The organism is Helicobacter pylori (assembly GCF_014496485.1).
Taxonomy (GTDB): Bacteria; Campylobacterota; Campylobacteria; order Campylobacterales; family Helicobacteraceae; genus Helicobacter; species Helicobacter pylori_DD.
Genome location: NZ_JACTAX010000002.1, coordinates 61,641 through 79,475 on the forward strand (window position 1 = coordinate 61,641; position 17,835 = coordinate 79,475).

The window sequence follows — 17,835 nt, forward strand, 5'->3', positions numbered from 1 at the left end:
AATGCTAAAATCAAGCCCTTAAAACATTAACAGAGTTAATCGTTTTTAAAGTTGTAAAAATCATTGAAGGAGTTAATTGAAGTATGATAGAAGTTTTAATGATAGAAGATGATATAGAATTAGCCGAGTTTTTGAGCGAGTTTTTGCTCCAACATGGCATTCATGTAACCAATTACGATGAGCCATATACCGGTCTTAGTGCGGCTAACACACAAAATTATGATTTGTTGTTGTTGGATTTGACTTTGCCTAATTTAGACGGGCTTGAAGTGTGTAGGCGCATCTCCAAACAAAAACATATCCCTATTATTATTTCTTCAGCAAGAAGCGATGTGGAAGATAAGATTAAAGCACTAGATTATGGGGCTGATGACTACCTCCCTAAACCCTATGATCCTAAAGAATTACTAGCTCGCATCCAATCCTTGCTCAGGCGTTCTCATAAAAAAGAAGAAGTGAGTGAGCCAGGCGATGCGAATATCTTTAGGGTAGATAAGGATAGCCGAGAAGTGTATATGCATGAAAAAAAGCTAGACTTAACTAGGGCTGAATATGAAATCCTTTCGCTTCTCATCAGCAAAAAAGGTTATGTGTTTAGCCGTGAAAGCATTGCGATTGAGAGCGAGAGCATCAACCCTGAAAGCTCTAATAAAAGCATTGATGTGATCATTGGCCGTTTGCGATCTAAGATTGAAAAAAATCCTAAGCAACCGCAATACATCATCTCTGTTAGAGGGATTGGTTATAAATTAGAATACTGATTCTAATGAGGAGTTAAGGGATTTTGCGTTTCTCTATCTTTTTTAAGGTTGTCGCTTTGTTTGTGATAACGCTCTTTAGCTTTGGAGCGTTCGCTTACTATTTCGTGTCTTCTCAAATCAACCACGAAAACTATCAAAACGAAGTGCGCCATTATCAGTTTGTTACCACTATCAATGAAATTTTAAATAACTACTCTGATTATAGAGCCATAGAAGATTACCTCTATAAAATCGGTTTTAGAGAAACCACAATAGAAAATTTAGAAAAGGTTTTAGCCAAAAGACGCCACCAGTTGCACCACAGAAATATTGGGTATGCTGAAGTGTTTAAATTCAGCGATATGGTTTTCATCCTTTTAAAAAAGGATGAGCATTTTGTGCTTTATAAAGATTTGCATTCGGTTTCTTATAGGAATTATTTCTTAGCGATTACGGTGGGTTTATTGTTGATTTTATTCCTCTTTTTATTTGTTTTGCAGAGTTTATTGCCCTTAAGAGAGTTGAGATCTCAAGTGAAGCGATTCGCTCAAGGGGACAAAAGCGTGAGTTGTAAAAGCAAGCAAAAAGATGAAATAGGGGATCTGGCTAACGAATTTGACAATTCCATCCAAAAAATCAATGCGATGAATGAATCTCGGGTTTTATTTTTGCGCTCTATCATGCATGAATTGCGCACCCCTATCACTAAGGGTAAGATACTAAGCTCTATGCTCAAAGAAGAATTGCCACAAAAACGCTTCATTTCCATTTTTGATCACTTGAACATGTTGATTGAGCAATTTGCCCGCATTGAGCAACTCGCTTCCAAAAATTATGGGAGCAATAAAGAAAAATTTTTAATGAGCGATTTGATAGACAAGATTGAAAAAATGCTTTTAATTGATGAGAATAAAGAAAGCCCTATCCATGTATCCTCTTCAAATTACATTATTGAAGCGGATTTTGAATTGTTTGCTATAGCGTTAAAAAACATGGTAGATAATGCGATCAAATACAGCGATGACAAACAGGTGTTTTTGGATTTCGTAGGAAATAATTTAGTGGTGTCCAATAAAAGCAAACCTTTAAAAGAAGATTTTGAAAAGTATTTGCAACCTTATTTTAAATCTTCTAACCCCAGCCAAGCCCATGGTTTTGGGTTAGGCATGTATATCATTAAAAACGCTTTGGAGGCTATGGGATTGAATTTGAGCTATCATTATAGCAATGGAAGAATTTGTTTCACTATCCATGATTGCGTTTTTAATAGTTTTTACGATTTAGAAGCGGATAATGAAGAGCTACCCCCCCCCCCAGAAAATTTGAGAGAGATGAAGGGAATGAAGGGGACAGAAAAAGCCAATTGTGGGGTTAAAGAAAAACAAAAAGAGAGAACATGTTCAAACGATTGAGAAGATTACGAAGCAGCGAAAATTTAAGAGCGATGTTAAGAGAAACGCGTTTAAATATTAATGATTTCATCGCTCCCTTATTTGTCATAGAAAGCGGTAGTTATATTAAAAATGAAATCAGCTCCATGCCTGGCGTTTATCAAATGAGCATGGAGCCTCTTTTAAAAGAATGCGAAGAATTAGTGGGTTTAGGCGTCAAAGCCGTTTTATTGTTTGGCATTCCTAAACATAAGGACGCTACAGGAAGCCATGCGTTAAATAAGGATCACATTGTTGCAAAAGCCACCAAAGAGGTTAAAAAACGATTTAAGGATTTGATCGTTATAGCGGATTTGTGTTTTTGTGAATACACCGACCATGGGCATTGTGGGATTTTAGAAAACGCTTCTGTGTCTAACGATAAAACGCTAGAGATTTTAAATCTTCAAGGGCTTATTTTGGCTGAAAGCGGTGTGGATATTCTAGCCCCAAGCAACATGATGGATGGCAATGTTTTAAGCTTGAGAAAAACGCTAGATAACGCCGGCTATACCCACACGCCCATCATGAGCTATTCCACTAAATTTGCGAGCAGTTACTATGGGCCTTTTAGAGATGCAGCAAACTCTGCACCGAGTTTTGGCGATCGCAAAAGCTATCAAATGGATTACGCTAACCAAAAAGAAGCGCTTTTAGAAAGTTTGGAAGATGAAAAGCAGGGCGCGGATATTTTAATGGTGAAACCGGCTTTAGCGTATTTGGATATTGTTAAAGAAATTAGAGATCACACTTTGCTCCCTTTAGCGCTCTATAATGTGAGCGGGGAATACGCCATGCTCAAACTCGCGCAAAAACACAACCTGATCAACTATGAAAGCGTTTTATTAGAAACGATGACTTGTTTTAAAAGAGCGGGAGCGGATATGATTATTAGCTACCATGCTAAAGAAGTGGCTAACTTATTACAAAGGAATTGAATGGGACGAGCGTTTGAATACAGAAGAGCGGCCAAAGAAAAACGATGGGATAAGATGAGTAAGGTTTTCCCCAAACTCGCTAAAGCGATCACTCTAGCGGCAAAAGATGGCGGGAGCGAGCCGGACACGAACGCCAAACTACGAACAGCGATTTTAAACGCTAAAGCGCAAAACATGCCTAAAGACAACATTGATGCAGCGATTAAAAGAGCGAGCAGTAAAGAGGGGAATTTGAGCGAAATCACTTATGAGGGTAAGGCGAATTTTGGCGTGCTAATCATCATGGAATGCATGACTGATAACCCCACTAGAACGATCGCCAACCTTAAAAGCTATTTCAATAAAACGCAAGGGGCGAGCATCGTGCCTAATGGCTCTTTAGAGTTTATGTTTAATAGAAAAAGCGTGTTTGAATGCTTGAAAAATGAAGTGGAAAATTTAAAACTCAGCCTAGAAGATTTAGAGTTCGCTCTCATTGATTATGGTTTGGAAGAATTAGAAGAAGTGGGAGACAAGGTCATTATTAGAGGGGATTATAACAGCTTCAAGCTCTTAAATGAGGGGTTTGAAAGCTTGAAATTACCCATTTTAAAAGCGGGTTTGCAACGCATCGCCACAACGCCCATTGAATTGAATGACGAACAAATGGAGCTTACCGAAAAATTACTAGACAGGATTGAAGACGATGATGATGTGGTCGCGCTTTATACCAATATTGAGTGAAAGGCTAAAAGGCTCAAAGTATTTTTAACAAAAACAACAAAAAGTTTTGTCGCTATAAGCTTGTAAAATCCTATAAAGAGTTATAAAACTCCTTTTTGATTGGATTTTTAATTTTATTTTGATTGAATAAAGGTTTTTTGTTTTTATCAAATAGGAATAAGCTTGATTCAATATTCTTTTTTAAAAAACTTATTTTTAAGCTTTTTTTATGGTTAATTTTTTTGTGGTGAAGTTATTTTTTAAAGCGGATAGGGGGATTTTGAAACAACACCCCCTTTAACCCCATTAAATCCCCTAAAGAAGCGCTTTAAAAATTATCGCTTGTATCTGGTGCAAGTCTTTTATATTTATTTTAAAAGGCCTTTGAGGATTTTTATTACCAATATGGGAACAAATCCAAACCCTAAATTTGTAGATTTTTAGTCTCAATGCCCCATCAATAGAGAAGATTAATCCCTATTTGAATAGCAAGAGAGGTGAAAGATTCCTATAAGATGAGTTTTAATCATTAGCCCCTAAACTTTAGCTTATTGCGTATTATCTTGCGTGTCGTTTTGCGCGTCATCTTGCAAATCATCAGACTTCTTGCCAACCACTTCTTCTAACACTTTACAGCTACCACTAAAGCCTAGAGTACACCCTTTCTTATAATACGAAATGGCTTTATCTAAATCCTTTGGAGTGCCCTTACCGGTGTAATACATCACCGCCACATTATGACAGCCGCTCCCTTCTTTTAAAAAACAACCCTTTTTATAAAGATTCAAGGCTTGCTCTTCATTTTGTTTGACATTCATACCGGCTTCATACATGTATCCTAAACTCACACAGCTCGCCCCGTCTTTTAAATGGCACCCTCTTTTAAAATTCGCAAGGGCTTTTTTCAAATCCTTCTGTACGCCTTTGGCGCTCCTATACATATACCCTACAAAGTTACAACTAATGCCATAATCCAAACTGCAAGCGTATTTAGAAAGAGAAAGGGCTTTGGCATAATTTTGTTTAACGCCCGTGCCATTAAAATACATAAAACCCAAACTCCCGCAACTCACCCCACCCTTTAAGTGGCACCCTCTCCTATAATAATAGATAGCCTTTGGAAGGTCTTTTTGAACGCCATCGCCATCTTCATACATAGAGCCTAGACTCGCGCAAGCGAGATGATTCCTTAAATTGCACCCTCTTCTGTAATAAAAAACGGCTTTTGGAATATTCTGATCCACGCCATCGCCATCTTCATACATAGAGCCTAGACTCGTGCAACTAACCCCCACCCTCAAATTACAGCTTCTCTTATAAAAAGCCACCGCTTTATGGTAATCCCCTCTCTTAAGGGCTTGATTAGCCATCTTAAAATATTTCTCACCGGCTGTAGCCACCAAATAACTGAAACAGCTTGCCATTAAAAATAAAATCAAAAACCACTTCTTAGTCCAACTCTTTATCATCTCATTCCTTACAAAACTAAGCCAAAGCTCACACAAAGAAAAATCAGTAAAACCCCAATCTAATTGGTTATTATAGTATAATATTGTCAAAAAATAAATTCAACTTTTGGATTAAATTTAATTAAAAACCTATTTTAGGGAAACCACTTAAAATGAGTATTACTATTCCTATTGTCATCGCTTTTGACAATCATTATGCCATGCCGGCTGGCGTGAGCCTGTATTCCATGCTCGCTTGCGCTAAAACAGAACACCATGATAAAAAACTTTTTTATAAAATCCACTGCCTGGTGGATAACTTAAGCCTTGAAAACCAACAAAAATTAAAAGAGACTCTAGCCCCCCTTGATGCTTTTGCGAGCGTGGATTTTTTAGACATTTCAACCCCTAATCTTTGCACCACTTCAATAGAACCCTCTGCGATTGATAAAATCCATGAAGCTTTTTTGCAACTCAACATTTACGCTAAGACTCGCTTTTCTAAAATGGTCATGTGCCGTTTGTTTTTGGCTTCTTTATTCCCGCAATACGACAAAATTATCATGTTTGATGCAGACACTTTGTTTTTAAACGATGTGAGCGAGAGTTTTTTTATCCCGCTAGATGGTTATTATTTTGGAGCGGCTAAAGATTTTGCTTCCGATAAAAGCCCTAAACATTTTCAAATAGCGCGAGAAAAAGACCCTCGTCAAGCCTTTTCCCTTTATGAGCATTACCTTAATGAAAGCGATATGCAAATCATCTATGAAAGCAATTATAACGCCGGGTTTTTAATCGTGAATTTAAAGCTGTGGCGTGCTGATCATTTAGAAGAACGCTTACTCAATTTAACCCATCAAAAAGGCCAGTGCGTGTTTTACCCTGAACAGGATCTTTTAACGCTCGCATGCTATCAAAAAGTTTTAATCTTACCTTATATTTATAACACCCACCCTTTCATGGTCAATCAAAAACACTTCATCCCTAACAAAAAAGAAATTGTCATGCTGCATTTTTATTTTGTAGGAAAACCTTGGATTTCACCCACTGCTTTATATTCTAAAGAATGGCATGAGACTCTTTTAAAAACCCCTTTTTATACTGAATATTCCGTGAAATTCCTTAAACAAATGACAGAATGTTTAAGCCTTAAAGACAAACAAAAAACCTTTGAATTTCTTGCCCCCCTACTCAATAAAAAAACCCTTTTAGAATATGTCTTTTTTAGATTGAAGAGGATTTTCAAACGCTTAAAAGAAAATTTTTAAACTCTTAGCGTTCTCGTTTGGGCAACACGCTATAAGCGAATTTAACATAAATCGCTAAACTTATCAAAAGCACCGCCACGCCGATAGCCAAATACACCGCATAAGTGATTTTATCCGGTTCGCTCACGCTGAATTTAAACACGAGCATTAACGCTTCAATGGCTAATGCGATAATGATAGAGCCTAAAAACCTGATCATCGTGCGGTGGATCGCATGGTGGTTGTCCCCGCTATTTTTACCCAAAACTTCCTCTTCAAAAATCGCCTTGACCAAATCAAAGGTGGCTAGGGCTAGGGTTAAAAGCACAATGGGGTGGAACACTTCTTTAATATCAAAACTGCTAAAATGCACGATCGCTGTCCAAAAGCTAGAAATGCATTTCACGAATAAAAGCAATGACACTAAAGTGAGCATGATAGAAATCATAAAATACATAACCATGCTCCCTTCGCTAAAGGTTTTAAAATACTTTGAAGGCGAGCTGATTTCAATCGCCACCCTCAAAGGGATTTGTAAGCACACCACAAACGCTAGATCGTTATTTTGATCATACACCGGGTAAGACGCGCTCACTACTAAATGGTTTCCTTTTTTAGAAGGATAGGGGTCCGTTAAAATGCAACGCTTTTCACTCACGGCTTGATAAAAATAATACTTATCGCTAAAACTGGCATGCGATTCTAATTCAATCCCTTCTGTTAAATCATGCTCTAATAGCCCTTCCTTATGCCCCTGCTCTTTAAGTTGGCTTGGCTTAAGAATTAGCATGCCCTTAGCGTCTAGCACAAAAAAACTTTTTGCCATTTTGATTTCAGCGTGCATTTTTCTGATCTGTTTGTTTAAATAATCCAAAGTGATTTCAGGGAGATGGTTGCGGATATTGTGCGAAAACAAATAGGTAAGATAAGCGTATAGCTCGGTGCGGATCTTGGAATATTGGACAATGTCTCTACTTAACATCAAAAGGCCTTTAAAAAAAATTTATGCGATGAATTGTAGCACTTGTTTTAAAGAATTATTTAAACCACCCCTTGCATCAATGATAAAGGAGGCGTTTTTTTCATAGAGAGCTTGGCGTTTTTCAAAAAGTTCTTTGGCTTGAGTGAGATCATTTAAAAGGGGGCGTTTTTCCCTTTCTTTTTGATTCAAACGCTTAATCAAGGTCTCAAAATCAATCTTGAGATAAAAAGTTGTGCCTAAACCCTTAAAGTTATCATGCATCACAATGCCCCCACCGGTAGAAATAACATGGGGGGTTTTGAGCGTTTTTAATTCATCAATCAAATTTTTTTCAAACATCCTGAAATTGTCTTCGCCAAGCTCTTCAAAAATCTCCCTCACGCTCAAGCCCACCCTCTCGCTAATGATCATATCCGTATCCAACACTTCCAATTTCAAAGCTAGCCCCAATTCTTGCGCTAAAGAGCTTTTACCGCTCCCCATAAAACCGATTAAGACTAAATGCTGCATGCTTTTATTTCAATTTCAATTCATACGCCCCGTTTTTTTCTTCCAAAAGATAGCGGTATTTCCCGTCTAAAATGAGCGTGATGCGGTAATAATCTTTGTGCGTGCCGACTTTAATGTGAGAAAAAAACTTCTGGTTTAAATCCATGTTTTGATAAATATCCAAAGGGCCTTTTTGCGTGTCTAACACGATTCTATAAGGATTGACTAGCACAAAAGAGCGCAAAATTTTATAAGGGGAGCGCAAAATCATCGTGTTGTTTGCCATTAAAAAATCAAAATCTTGGATCTGGTAGCGTTTTTCAAAAGCGGCTTGATTAAGGGTGTGTTGGGAGAGTTTTAAAGGGTAATGCCAATCAATGCTTTTATCAATGCCCACGACTTTAGAATGGATAGAGCCATCAATATCCTGGTAAGTGAGCGTGATTTGTTTTAAAATCCTAGCGCTCGTGGGCAAATCCACATGGATTTCTTTAAAATAACTATCATAGATCCCATTAAAGCCCCCTTGCAAATTCTTGGAATTGATTTCAGGCTCAAAAGGGTTGTCTCTAGCCAATAAAACGCTTAAAACCACCACCAAACCTATCATCTTTTTTAACACTGCCATTTCCTTAAATCTAATCTCTAGGCCGTAATTCCCTCAACTCAAACAAACGCTTTTGCAAGCGCACATTCTTGCTTTGCAATTCGGTGATTTCTTGTTGCAATCGTTCATGCTTGTCTCTTAAATCCAAATAAACTTCTAAAGAAGAACCCCCAAAAAGCAACTTCCCTAAATAATACCCAAACCCAAGCAGTAAAAGGAAAAAGACAATAAGGGAGCTATGGCTATAAAAAAAATCTCGTGCTTTGTTTTCTTTGATTCCATCGTTTTCAAAAAGGCCACTAGCCATGTTTAAACAACTCTTTGCCGATATAAATCCCTCCTTTTAATTCATGCTCAATCTCTAAAAGGCGGTTGTATTTGGCGATCCTTTCACTCCTTGCGGTGGATCCGGTTTTGATTTCTCCCGTATTCAATGCGACGGCAAAATCAGCAATAAAGCTGTCCTCACTCTCCCCGCTTCTATGGCTCATCACGCATTGATAGGCATGGTGTTTGGCTAATCTTATGGTCTCTAAAGTCTCACTAATGGTGCCGATTTGATTGGGTTTGATCAGAATGGCGTTCGCAATGTTTTTTTCAATGCCTTTTTGCAAGAGGCTGGCGTTCGTTACAAACAAATCATCGCCCACTAACTGGATCTGACGCCCTAATTCCTTGCTCAAAAACGCCCAACCCTCCCAATCGTCTTCGCTCAAACCATCTTCAATGGATACAATCGGGTATTTTGCCACCAACTCTTTATAATAAGCCACTAATTCATGCGAATCTAAAATCTTATTTTCACCCTTTAAATGGTAATTGAAATGTTCATCCACCAATTCGCTGCTCGCTACATCTAAAGCGAGCGCTATTTCTTCGCCTAATTTATAGCCGGCTTTTTCAATGGCTTGAGAAATGACTTCAAGGGGTTCTACATTGTTGTTAAAATTAGGCGCAAAGCCCCCCTCATCGCCCACGCTTGTGAGCTGATTCTTTCCATCTAAAAGTTTTTTAAGCGTGTGATAGACTTCCGCACTCGCTCTTAAGGCTTCTTTAAAACTCTCAAACCCTAAAGGCATGATCATGTATTCTTGAAAGTCTATGGAATTATTTGCATGCGTTCCGCCGTTGATGATATTGAGCATCGGCACAGGCAAAGTCAGAGCGTTAGCCCCCCCTAAATAGCGGTATAACGGCAGATTTAAAGCCTTCGCGCTAGCCCTTGCTAACGCCATAGAAACGCCCAAAACAGCGTTCGCCCCTAAATTAGCGTAATTAGGCGTGCCATCCAAAGCCCTTAACCTCTCATCTACAAAGGCTTGATTAGTCGCTTCAAGCCCTATTAAATGGTGTTTGATCACGCTATTGACATTTTCGCATGCCCTTAAAACCCCTTTACCCAAAAAACGGGTTTTGTCATTATCCCTTAATTCTAACGCTTCTCTTTTACCGGTGCTCGCCCCGCTAGGCACAATCGCGCTCGCCTTAGTGTTATCGCTCAAAATCACGCTGGCTTGAATGGTAGGATTGCCCCTACTATCCATCACTTCTAAAGCATGAATATCTTTAATGGTTAGCATCAAAATCCTTTTTATTCCATTTCTTCTAAAGGCTCATCGGGTAAGGGCATGATCTCTTCATTAGAGCCGATACTCTCTTTAATCTTAAGAGTGATTTCATTCGCTAGGGCTTTATCTTCTTTCAGTAAGGCTTTAGCGTTTTCTCTGCCTTGCCCTAGTTTTTTGTCTTGGTAACTAAGCCATGCCCCGCTCTTATCCACAATGTCTAATTTCACGCCGTAATCAATGATTTCGCCCTCTTTAGAAATCCCTTCCCCAAACATGATGTCAAATTCCGCTTCTCTAAAAGGCGGAGCGACTTTATTTTTAACCACTTTAGCTTTAGCCCTGTTACCGATATGCTGTTCGTTTTGTTTTAAAGCCGCAATCCTTCTAATATCAATCCTAACGCTCGCATAGAATTTTAAGGCATTGCCTCCGGTTGTGGTCTCTGGACTCCCATAACCCGTCATGCCAATCTTCATCCTGATTTGATTGATAAAAATGAGAGTAGTGTTCATCTTATGCAAAACACCGGTGATTTTCCTTAACGCATGGCTCATAAGCCTTGCTTGCAAGCCCACATGCTGATCGCCCATATCCCCATCAATCTCTGCTTTAGGCGTAAGAGCCGCCACTGAATCCACCACCACTAAATCAATCCCTCCGCTTCTGGTGATCGTTTCTAAAATCTCTAAGGCTTCTTCGCCTGTGCTTGGTTGGGAAACGAGTAGATTTTCCGTATCCACGCCCAATCTCTTAGCATAATACACATCTAGGGCATGTTCAGCGTCAATGAACGCGCACACACCGCCATTTTTTTGGCATTCTGCGATAATATGCAAGCTTAAAGTGGTCTTCCCGCTTGACTCTGGCCCATAAATTTCAATGATCCTGCCCTTTGGAACGCCCCCAATCCCTAAAGCCAAATCCAATCCTAACGAGCCTGTAGAAATAGCGTCAATCTTTTCTACTTGCTTATCCCCAAGGCGCACCAACGCCCCCTTACCAAAAACCTTATCAATTTGTTTGATCGCTAAAGAAATCGCTTTTTGTTTGTCTTCATCTATTGCCATAAATCACCTTATTGAATTTGATTTGTTTATTCTATCAAATCCTAGCCTAAAATCTATTATAATAAAAGGACTTACCCTATCACAAAAGGATTTTACTTTGATTAGTGTCGCTCATAGCCCTGATGCTGATGATATTTTCATGTATTATGCGATTAAGTTTGGTTGGATAGATTGCCCCATTAAAAACAAAACATTCCACAACATTGCTTTGGATATTGAAACCCTAAACCAAGAAGCCCTAAAAAACACTTATGATGTGAGCGCGATCAGCTTTGGGCTATACCCTAAAATTGCGAACGATTACGCCTTACTCCCCACAGCGACGAGCTTTGGGAATGGCTATGGGCCTAAATTAGTGAAAAAAAAGGGCGTGAAATTGAAAAAAGATTTTAAAGTCGCATTAAGTGGGGAACACACCACAAACGCCCTCTTGTTTAAGATCTATTACAAACACGCGCGCATCGCTTACATGAATTTTTTAGACATTGAAAAAGCGGTTTTGGAAGAAAAAGTGCATGCGGGCGTGCTTATTCATGAAAATATCTTGGATTTCCATGATGAATTAGAAGTGGAAAAAGAATTGTGGGATGTTTGGAAAGAACTCATTAAAGAGGATTTGCCCTTGCCTTTAGGGGGCATGGCGATTAGGCGCTCTATCCCCTTGTATCGCGCGATTTTGATTAAAAAGGCTTTGATTAAAGCGGTTGAAGCCGCTTTAAAACACCAAAATTTGCTCTCTAGCATGCTGTTAGAGCGCTCGCTCATTCGTGTGAATAAAGAGCGACTAAAAACCTATTTAAATTTGTATGCGAATGAAACTTCAACGCGCTTAAGCGAGATTCAAATTCTCGCCATAGACAAGCTTTTTGAGTTAGGCTATCAGCATGGGTTTTACGCTAGTTTGTTAAAGACTAAAGACTGCTTGCTCACTGATGAATACTTGCAATACCGCTTTTCTTAGTCCAATTCTAATTTATGCGTGAGCAAGTAACGGATCACCCCATACAATAAAAGGATTTTTAAAAAATCCACTCCCCATAAAAGATAGTATTTATTTTCTTGTAATTCTTGTTGTTGCAAGAAATAATAAAATCCTTCATTGATGCTTAAACTAGAGCTCATTAAGGGCAGTAACGAATTGAACGCTAATTCCAAAACAACCCCCACCAAAATGAATAACAGCCCCCCGAGTAAAAAACGCGCCTTTTTGATCCTAGCAGCGTTTAAAACGCTCAAAACAAATAAAAATTTCATTAAAACAAGCCCTAAAAACAGCGCAACGCCTATAGTTTTAGTGGGTTTTAACACAAAGGTTTTTAAAGCGGTGTGCAAGATAAACAACACGCTGGATTGCGCGTTAAAAAGGTAATAGCCCAAACGAACGCTCGCCACAAACCAGAACAAACTGAAGATAAAAAACACCATAGGGAGCAAGATTTTAGGGAGCAATAAAGATTCCAAACTAATGGGTAAGGAAAAGCTTAAAACCCCTCTTTTAGAAAAAAGCGCGTTGAGGTTTTTGATCGCTCCCACGCTGATTGCGACTAATAAAAACGCCCCTAAAACAAAAAAGAGCGTGTAGCTTAGGGTGAGCATGGTCGTTTCTTCAGCGCTTTGAGAGGAAAAACAAACCGCTAAAACAGTGAGCGTTATTAAGAAATTCCCTATAACAATATTCCCTAATTGCCCCAAGGCATCATGTTTAAAAACTTTTAAAAAACCCATGCGATTATTATACCCATTTGGATAGAAAATTCAGGCTTTTTAATGATTGAGTGCCAATAAAAAACGCTAAAGGCATTTTTTAAACGCACTACTTGAAAAAAGCCAGTTGCTCTAAAATCAATTCTTCTTTATTTTTAAAAACAAATTTAAAAAGGATCTTATAACGCCCCCTTTTATCGCTCTCTAACAAATCAAATTTTAAAGGCTCGCATGCACTTCTACAATCAAGCGTCCCCAATAATCTGGGCTGTGATGGGCTGGGATAAAACGCTAAATACACTTGAATATTTGGCGCATCTAAAGCGGGTTTGAGCGGTTGCAATTGCGCATAAAGCGTGTTAGATTTTTCCAAAATCAAAGCGTTGTTTAAAAGGGTTTCTTGGAGTTTTTTATCCCCATGCGTGCCTTTAGAAAAATAGGGCAAAATGGGGGTTTTAGGGCTTTCGGTAAGAGGCTTTAAACCCACTAAAAAACGATAATTGGATTTAAAGTTTTCATAAGTTTTAAGCATGTCGTTAAAGTTTAAATCCACTTCGTTATGACCCTTAAAATACACTAAATCGTTTTTAGGCGAATTTTTTAGGGCAAACACCACCAAAAACACCACGATCCCAAGCCCAAGAATAAGCACGCTCATGATCCCTAAAGGCCAAAAGTTTTTTTCTTTCATTGGTTTCTCTCTTAAGATTTTTTAAAAAAATAAAGCCCCAAAAACGCGCCTAAAAGCGTCAATAACAAAATATAAATGACCACCTTTACAAAAGTTACTCCCTTAGGAGCGTTAAAATTCTGCGCGATATTCACATGATATTTTTGTGCTAAAGCATCCACTGCGACCGAATAGCCGTTAATGAGCATGGCTGAAATCCTTTTAGGCGTGTATTCTTTAGCGTTTGTGGGGAGTAAGGGAGCGATTTTTTCAAAAAAGATTTTATCAGTATCCAACAAATCTTTAGGGTTAGCCACTAATTCTATTTTTTGAGCGTCATGGTAGAAAAAGAATACCACAAAAGGGGATTTGAGCTGTTTTAAAAAGCCCTCTTGATACTTTTGGCGTTCCTTTTTGAGTGCCAAAGCGATAGGATTTTTTTCAAAATCCGTCATATCAATCACAAAACGCACGCCTGTTTTAAGATAAAGCTCTTTAGAAACGCCCTCCACAAACGCAACGCTTTTTTCTACCAAACGCCCCTTAGAATTATTCAAAACATAATCATTAGCCCCCAAACAACAAACAAAGGCTATTACAAGCCATAAGATCCTCATGTGCTAAACAAAAACAAGTTAGGCACAAAAGAAATAACAATTGTCATTAAAATGGTCGCTACTACCATTAAGGCTAAGATTTTTTCTAAAGTCGTGAATTTCATTTTTTACTCCCTTGATTGACTAATTCATAGTTAGCCCGGTTTTGGGTGTTTTTTGTCTCTAAAGCGTTAATATCCTTATAGCGGTAATAATTGGTGGCTTGCTCTTTTTGGATATGGATCGCTTTGAGCGTAAAAAAAACGGCCACACACAATAAAATAACCACAATCAGTAAATTCCCTGCTAATCCGTTTAAAAATTTCATCTCTTTTCCTTTAATCTTCTAAGGGTTTTAGCGATTGGATAAATTCGGCTAACGCTTTAACTTGCAAATCGCTAAAGTTTTTATACTTGAATGATGGCATATGCCCTATATTGCCCTTTTTGCCATGCGTTAAGATATTTCTTAAAAAATTCTCTGTGCCGTAAGCGGTCAAATCGGCCGCAAACACTTGATTTTCTTGCAAGCCCTTACCATCATTGCCATGACAGCCTGTGCAACCCATGCTTTCAAACAATTCCTTGCCTTTATCAATGAGTTGAGGGTTTTTGGTTTTTTTAACGCTAGAAATTTCTGCCATCACATAGCTTGCGATCGCTTTAGCGTCTTTTTCGTCCAATTCCATAGCGGGCATTTCCCCAGCGAGATAATCCATGCCTTTAGAGCCATGCTTAATGGTGTCCATAATGCCCTCTTCTTTACCCCAGCGCACCAGATTTTGAGCGCTCCCATGCAAGCCTTCAGCGGTGATGCCATGGCATTGCGAACAATGGACTAAAAAGATGCCTTGACCCATATCCACCAATTCCTTTTGACCCAAATGCTTCCATTTGGCTTCAAATTTTTGGTTGTGCACTTTAACCTCTTCATTGTATTGCCCGATTTGAGAAAAGCTATTCAGCGGATACCCAAAGAAGAAATACCAAAAAGCCCACACAATCGTGCACATAAAGCTTGCGATCCAGCCTACTGGCACATTATTGGCAAACTCCCCTATCCCATCAAACAAATGCCCATTTTCTACAAGCTCACCCTGGGATTTGCTGTCGCGCATTTCTTTAATGAGCGAGCTGGATTCATAGATGGTTAAAACTAAAATCACAAGCGCTGCAATCAAGCCAAAAACATTTATATGGTCGTTTAAAAAATCCATTTCAACTTTCCTTTATGCCATTATCATGAACTTTTTTATGGCGTGGTTCAATCAACTCATCTTCTAAAGCGTCATTTAACGCTAAGTATCCGTATCGCTCATAATCCACGATGCCCTTTTTTTGCTTTCTATACATGCTAAAAATATAAGCGTACAAAAAGAGCGTAAAAAGAATGGTAAAAAACGCATACGCAAAACCTCTCAAACTTTCTAAATCCATCATTCACCCCTTATTTAGCGTTTTGATTGGCGTTGATCCTGGAATTACCCAAGCTATTCAAATAAGCGATCAAAGCCACAATTTCTAACACTTCGCCTCTTTGAATGGCGTCTAGCACCCTCTTGTCTTTCATGTCGGCTGTGATTTTTTTCGCTTCTTCTAAATAGGCTTTTTTCGCTTCTTCTACGCTCCCTAATTTCACGCCGTTTTCGGTGTCATAAGGCACGCCAAAAACCTTTTTTTGCGTCAAGGCTTCTGCATAGGCGGTGTCAAAATCGCTCTTTTTGATGAATAAATGCTTGTAAGCTGGCATGATGCTGTGCGGCACAACGCTTTTAGGATCCAGCATGTGCTTTTCATGCCAATCGGTTGTGCGATAATCCCCCACCCTGTGCAAATCAGGGCCAATCCTTTTAGAACCCCACAAAAATGGCCTGTCATACGCGTATTCCCCACTCAAACTATACGCGCCATATCGATCCACCTCAGCTTGGAAAGGGCGAATGAGTTGGGAATGGCAATGATAGCAACCTTCTTGGATATAAATTTGCCTCCCTGCTGTCTCTAAAACCGTATAAGGCCGTAAGCCTTCAATCGGGCGAGCGGATTTAAAGAAATTGGGCAAAATCTCCACCAAGCCCGCGATCGCAAACACAAAAATAAACGCAAGAGTGAAAAAGAACGGGTTTTTCTCTAAAAAACTAAACATTTCCAACCTCCCCTATCTGGCCATAGGCGTGGCGTAATTGGGCTCACGCTCTAATTTTTTGCCTGCTGTGATGGTCATAAAAATATTGTAAGCAAAAATAATAAATCCGGTAAAATACATAAGACCCCCAACGCCTCTAATATTGTAATAAGGGATTAGCACCTTAACCGTGTCAATGAACTGGTAAGTGAGATTCCCATACTGATCCACATCCCTCCACATCATCCCTTGCGTGATCCCTGCAATCCACATGGACGAAAAGTAAAGCACAATCCCTAAAGTCATGATCCAGAATTGGAAATCCACAAGCCTGCCTGAATAAATCTCTCTTTTGAAAAGCCTAGGCGTCATGTGATACATGCTCGCAATCAAAGTGAAGCCTACCCAACCAAGCACGCCGTCATGCACATGCCCTATAATCCAATCGGTGAAGTGCGCTAATGCGTTCACGCTCTTAATGGCTTGAATAGAGCCTTCTAAAGTGGAAAGCATGTAGAAAGTTGAAGCTAAAACTAAGAATTTGATCAAAGGGCTTTCTTTGAGCTGGTGCCACTGGCCCCTCATCGTTAAAAGCATGTTAATGGCTGTCCCCCACGAAGGCAAGATCAACACCACTGAAAACACGCTAGAAAGGGTTTGCACCCAATCAGGCACGGTGGAATAAATCAAATGGTGCCCGCCCGCCCAAATATAAACAAACATCAAGCTCCAAAAAGAAAACAAAGTGAGTTTGTAAGAGAATATAGGCTGGCCGCTCTCTTTAGGCAAGAAATAATAAATCGTGCCAATCACCCCACTCGTAAAGACAAAAGCGACCGCATTATGCCCCCACCACCATTGAATGAGTGCATCATTACTGCCTGAATACATAGAAATAGAATGCCAAACACTCCCCATATCAGCGACAAAATAGGTGGGGACAGAAAGGTTATTGAAGATATACATCACCGCTATACCCACATAAGTAGCGATGTAATACCATAAAGACACATAAATGGTATTTTCCCTCCTAACGCTCATGCTCCCAAACATATTAACCCCCCATAGCACCCATGCCACAACCACGATAATATCTAAGGGCCACATCAATTCAGCGTATTCTTTAGATTGAGTAAGACCAGCAAACAAGCTAATAACCCCTAGAATTAAAAGAAGAATCCAAAGCCAAAAATGCAATAACCCTACAATTTTCAAAAAGGGGTGTTGGTAATAAGTGATTTTAAGCACCCTTTGACCGATATAATACCAACTCGCCCAAATCCCCCCAAGAGTGAATCCATAGATCACCGCATTCGTGTGTAAAGGGCGTAAGCGGCCAAAAACGCCATACTCCCCTGCAATGTAATTCAAGTTAGGGAAAGACAATTCAAAGGCTAACACGATCCCTATTAACATGCCTATTATCCCAAAGCCAACCATCGCATAAAGAAACAATTTGCTAATGGAATAATCATAACTCAAAGGCACATTTTCTTGCATGCAATACTCCTATTTGTAGTAA

At 39.2% G+C, this 17,835-nt stretch carries 21 protein-coding genes; 6 read left to right on the plus strand and 15 right to left on the minus strand.

Features of this window, described 5'->3' with window-relative positions; translation table 11 throughout:
• Positions 1-83: 83 nt before the first annotated feature.
• The 4 genes from arsR to IC572_RS01405 are packed head-to-tail and all read left to right on the plus strand — an operon-like array spanning position 84 to position 3,831.
• Positions 84-761, plus strand: coding sequence for an acid response regulator transcription factor ArsR (gene arsR, locus IC572_RS01390; RefSeq protein ID WP_000573732.1), 678 nt, complete (start codon positions 84-86; stop codon positions 759-761).
• A gap of 23 nt (positions 762-784) precedes the next feature.
• Positions 785-2,152 carry an acid-sensing histidine kinase ArsS gene (gene arsS / locus IC572_RS01395; RefSeq protein ID WP_187854816.1) on the plus strand — a complete coding sequence of 456 codons (1,368 nt, stop codon included), beginning with the start codon at positions 785-787 and terminating at the stop codon, positions 2,150-2,152.
• A complete protein-coding gene (gene hemB, locus IC572_RS01400) occupies positions 2,137-3,108 on the plus strand; it encodes a porphobilinogen synthase (RefSeq protein ID WP_187854817.1) in 972 nt (323 codons plus the stop codon). The genes arsS and hemB overlap by 16 nt, the downstream gene beginning before the upstream one ends.
• Complete coding sequence (locus IC572_RS01405) at positions 3,109-3,831, plus strand: YebC/PmpR family DNA-binding transcriptional regulator (RefSeq protein ID WP_187854818.1); 723 nt, start codon at positions 3,109-3,111, stop codon at positions 3,829-3,831.
• Between the two features lie 527 nt (positions 3,832-4,358).
• On the opposite strand, the gene IC572_RS01410 is transcribed toward IC572_RS01405, so the two are convergent.
• A complete protein-coding gene (locus tag IC572_RS01410; RefSeq protein WP_187854819.1) occupies positions 4,359-5,279 on the minus strand; it encodes a tetratricopeptide repeat protein in 921 nt (306 codons plus the stop codon).
• A gap of 152 nt (positions 5,280-5,431) precedes the next feature.
• Between IC572_RS01410 and rfaJ the strand changes: the two genes are divergently transcribed.
• Complete coding sequence (gene rfaJ / locus IC572_RS01415) at positions 5,432-6,526, plus strand: HP0159 family lipopolysaccharide 1,6-glucosyltransferase (protein WP_187854820.1); 1,095 nt, start codon at positions 5,432-5,434, stop codon at positions 6,524-6,526.
• A gap of 4 nt (positions 6,527-6,530) precedes the next feature.
• Here rfaJ and IC572_RS01420 read toward each other — a convergent pair whose 3' ends face one another.
• Genes IC572_RS01420 through recA form a run of 6 tightly spaced genes read right to left on the minus strand, consistent with a single transcriptional unit; the run spans position 6,531 to position 11,218 of the window.
• Complete coding sequence (locus tag IC572_RS01420; protein ID WP_187854821.1) at positions 6,531-7,487, minus strand: PDC sensor domain-containing protein; 957 nt, start codon at positions 7,485-7,487, stop codon at positions 6,531-6,533.
• A gap of 21 nt (positions 7,488-7,508) precedes the next feature.
• Positions 7,509-7,997 (minus strand): shikimate kinase, encoded by a 489-nt coding sequence (locus tag IC572_RS01425; RefSeq protein ID WP_001164281.1) that lies wholly within the window; start codon positions 7,995-7,997, stop codon positions 7,509-7,511.
• A 4-nt stretch (positions 7,998-8,001) separates the two neighbouring features.
• A complete protein-coding gene (locus IC572_RS01430; protein WP_003014013.1) occupies positions 8,002-8,598 on the minus strand; it encodes an AMIN domain-containing protein in 597 nt (198 codons plus the stop codon).
• A gap of 16 nt (positions 8,599-8,614) precedes the next feature.
• Positions 8,615-8,890, minus strand: coding sequence for a hypothetical protein (locus IC572_RS01435; protein ID WP_026938290.1), 276 nt, complete (start codon positions 8,888-8,890; stop codon positions 8,615-8,617).
• Positions 8,883-10,163 (minus strand): phosphopyruvate hydratase, encoded by a 1,281-nt coding sequence (eno, locus tag IC572_RS01440; RefSeq protein ID WP_187854822.1) that lies wholly within the window; start codon positions 10,161-10,163, stop codon positions 8,883-8,885. The genes IC572_RS01435 and eno overlap by 8 nt, the downstream gene beginning before the upstream one ends.
• Before the next feature lie 11 nt (positions 10,164-10,174).
• Positions 10,175-11,218, minus strand: coding sequence for a recombinase RecA (gene recA / locus IC572_RS01445; protein WP_000963114.1), 1,044 nt, complete (start codon positions 11,216-11,218; stop codon positions 10,175-10,177).
• 97 nt (positions 11,219-11,315) lie between these two features.
• Here recA and IC572_RS01450 point away from each other — a divergent pair, with 97 nt between their 5' ends.
• Entirely contained in the window at positions 11,316-12,179 is an 864-nt protein-coding gene (locus IC572_RS01450; protein ID WP_187854823.1) for a menaquinone biosynthesis family protein, read from the plus strand.
• On the opposite strand, the gene IC572_RS01455 is transcribed toward IC572_RS01450, so the two are convergent.
• The 8 genes from IC572_RS01455 to ccoN all read right to left on the minus strand — a co-directional run bounded on the left by IC572_RS01455 (position 12,176) and on the right by ccoN (position 17,813).
• Positions 12,176-12,943, minus strand: coding sequence for a hypothetical protein (locus tag IC572_RS01455; protein WP_187854824.1), 768 nt, complete (start codon positions 12,941-12,943; stop codon positions 12,176-12,178). The two genes, IC572_RS01450 and IC572_RS01455, sit on opposite strands and share 4 nt — an antisense overlap.
• Before the next feature lie 88 nt (positions 12,944-13,031).
• Positions 13,032-13,613, minus strand: coding sequence for a hypothetical protein (locus IC572_RS01460; RefSeq protein ID WP_187854825.1), 582 nt, complete (start codon positions 13,611-13,613; stop codon positions 13,032-13,034).
• Positions 13,614-13,624: 11 nt separating this feature from the next.
• Positions 13,625-14,209, minus strand: a complete 585-nt coding sequence (locus IC572_RS01465) for a hypothetical protein (RefSeq protein WP_187854826.1) — start codon at positions 14,207-14,209, stop codon at positions 13,625-13,627.
• A 100-nt stretch (positions 14,210-14,309) separates the two neighbouring features.
• Entirely contained in the window at positions 14,310-14,516 is a 207-nt protein-coding gene (locus IC572_RS01470) for a DUF4006 family protein (protein ID WP_000670506.1), read from the minus strand.
• A gap of 10 nt (positions 14,517-14,526) precedes the next feature.
• A complete protein-coding gene (gene ccoP, locus IC572_RS01475; RefSeq protein ID WP_000346876.1) occupies positions 14,527-15,405 on the minus strand; it encodes a cytochrome-c oxidase, cbb3-type subunit III in 879 nt (292 codons plus the stop codon).
• A 1-nt stretch (position 15,406) separates the two neighbouring features.
• Positions 15,407-15,625 carry a cytochrome c oxidase, cbb3-type, CcoQ subunit gene (locus IC572_RS01480; RefSeq protein WP_001860815.1) on the minus strand — a complete coding sequence of 73 codons (219 nt, stop codon included), beginning with the start codon at positions 15,623-15,625 and terminating at the stop codon, positions 15,407-15,409.
• A 10-nt stretch (positions 15,626-15,635) separates the two neighbouring features.
• Positions 15,636-16,334, minus strand: a complete 699-nt coding sequence (gene ccoO, locus IC572_RS01485; RefSeq protein WP_000490795.1) for a cytochrome-c oxidase, cbb3-type subunit II — start codon at positions 16,332-16,334, stop codon at positions 15,636-15,638.
• Positions 16,335-16,346: 12 nt separating this feature from the next.
• On the minus strand, positions 16,347-17,813 hold the full coding sequence (ccoN, locus tag IC572_RS01490; protein WP_127966955.1) for a cytochrome-c oxidase, cbb3-type subunit I: 1,467 nt from the start codon (positions 17,811-17,813) through the stop codon (positions 16,347-16,349).
• Positions 17,814-17,835: the final 22 nt, after the last annotated feature.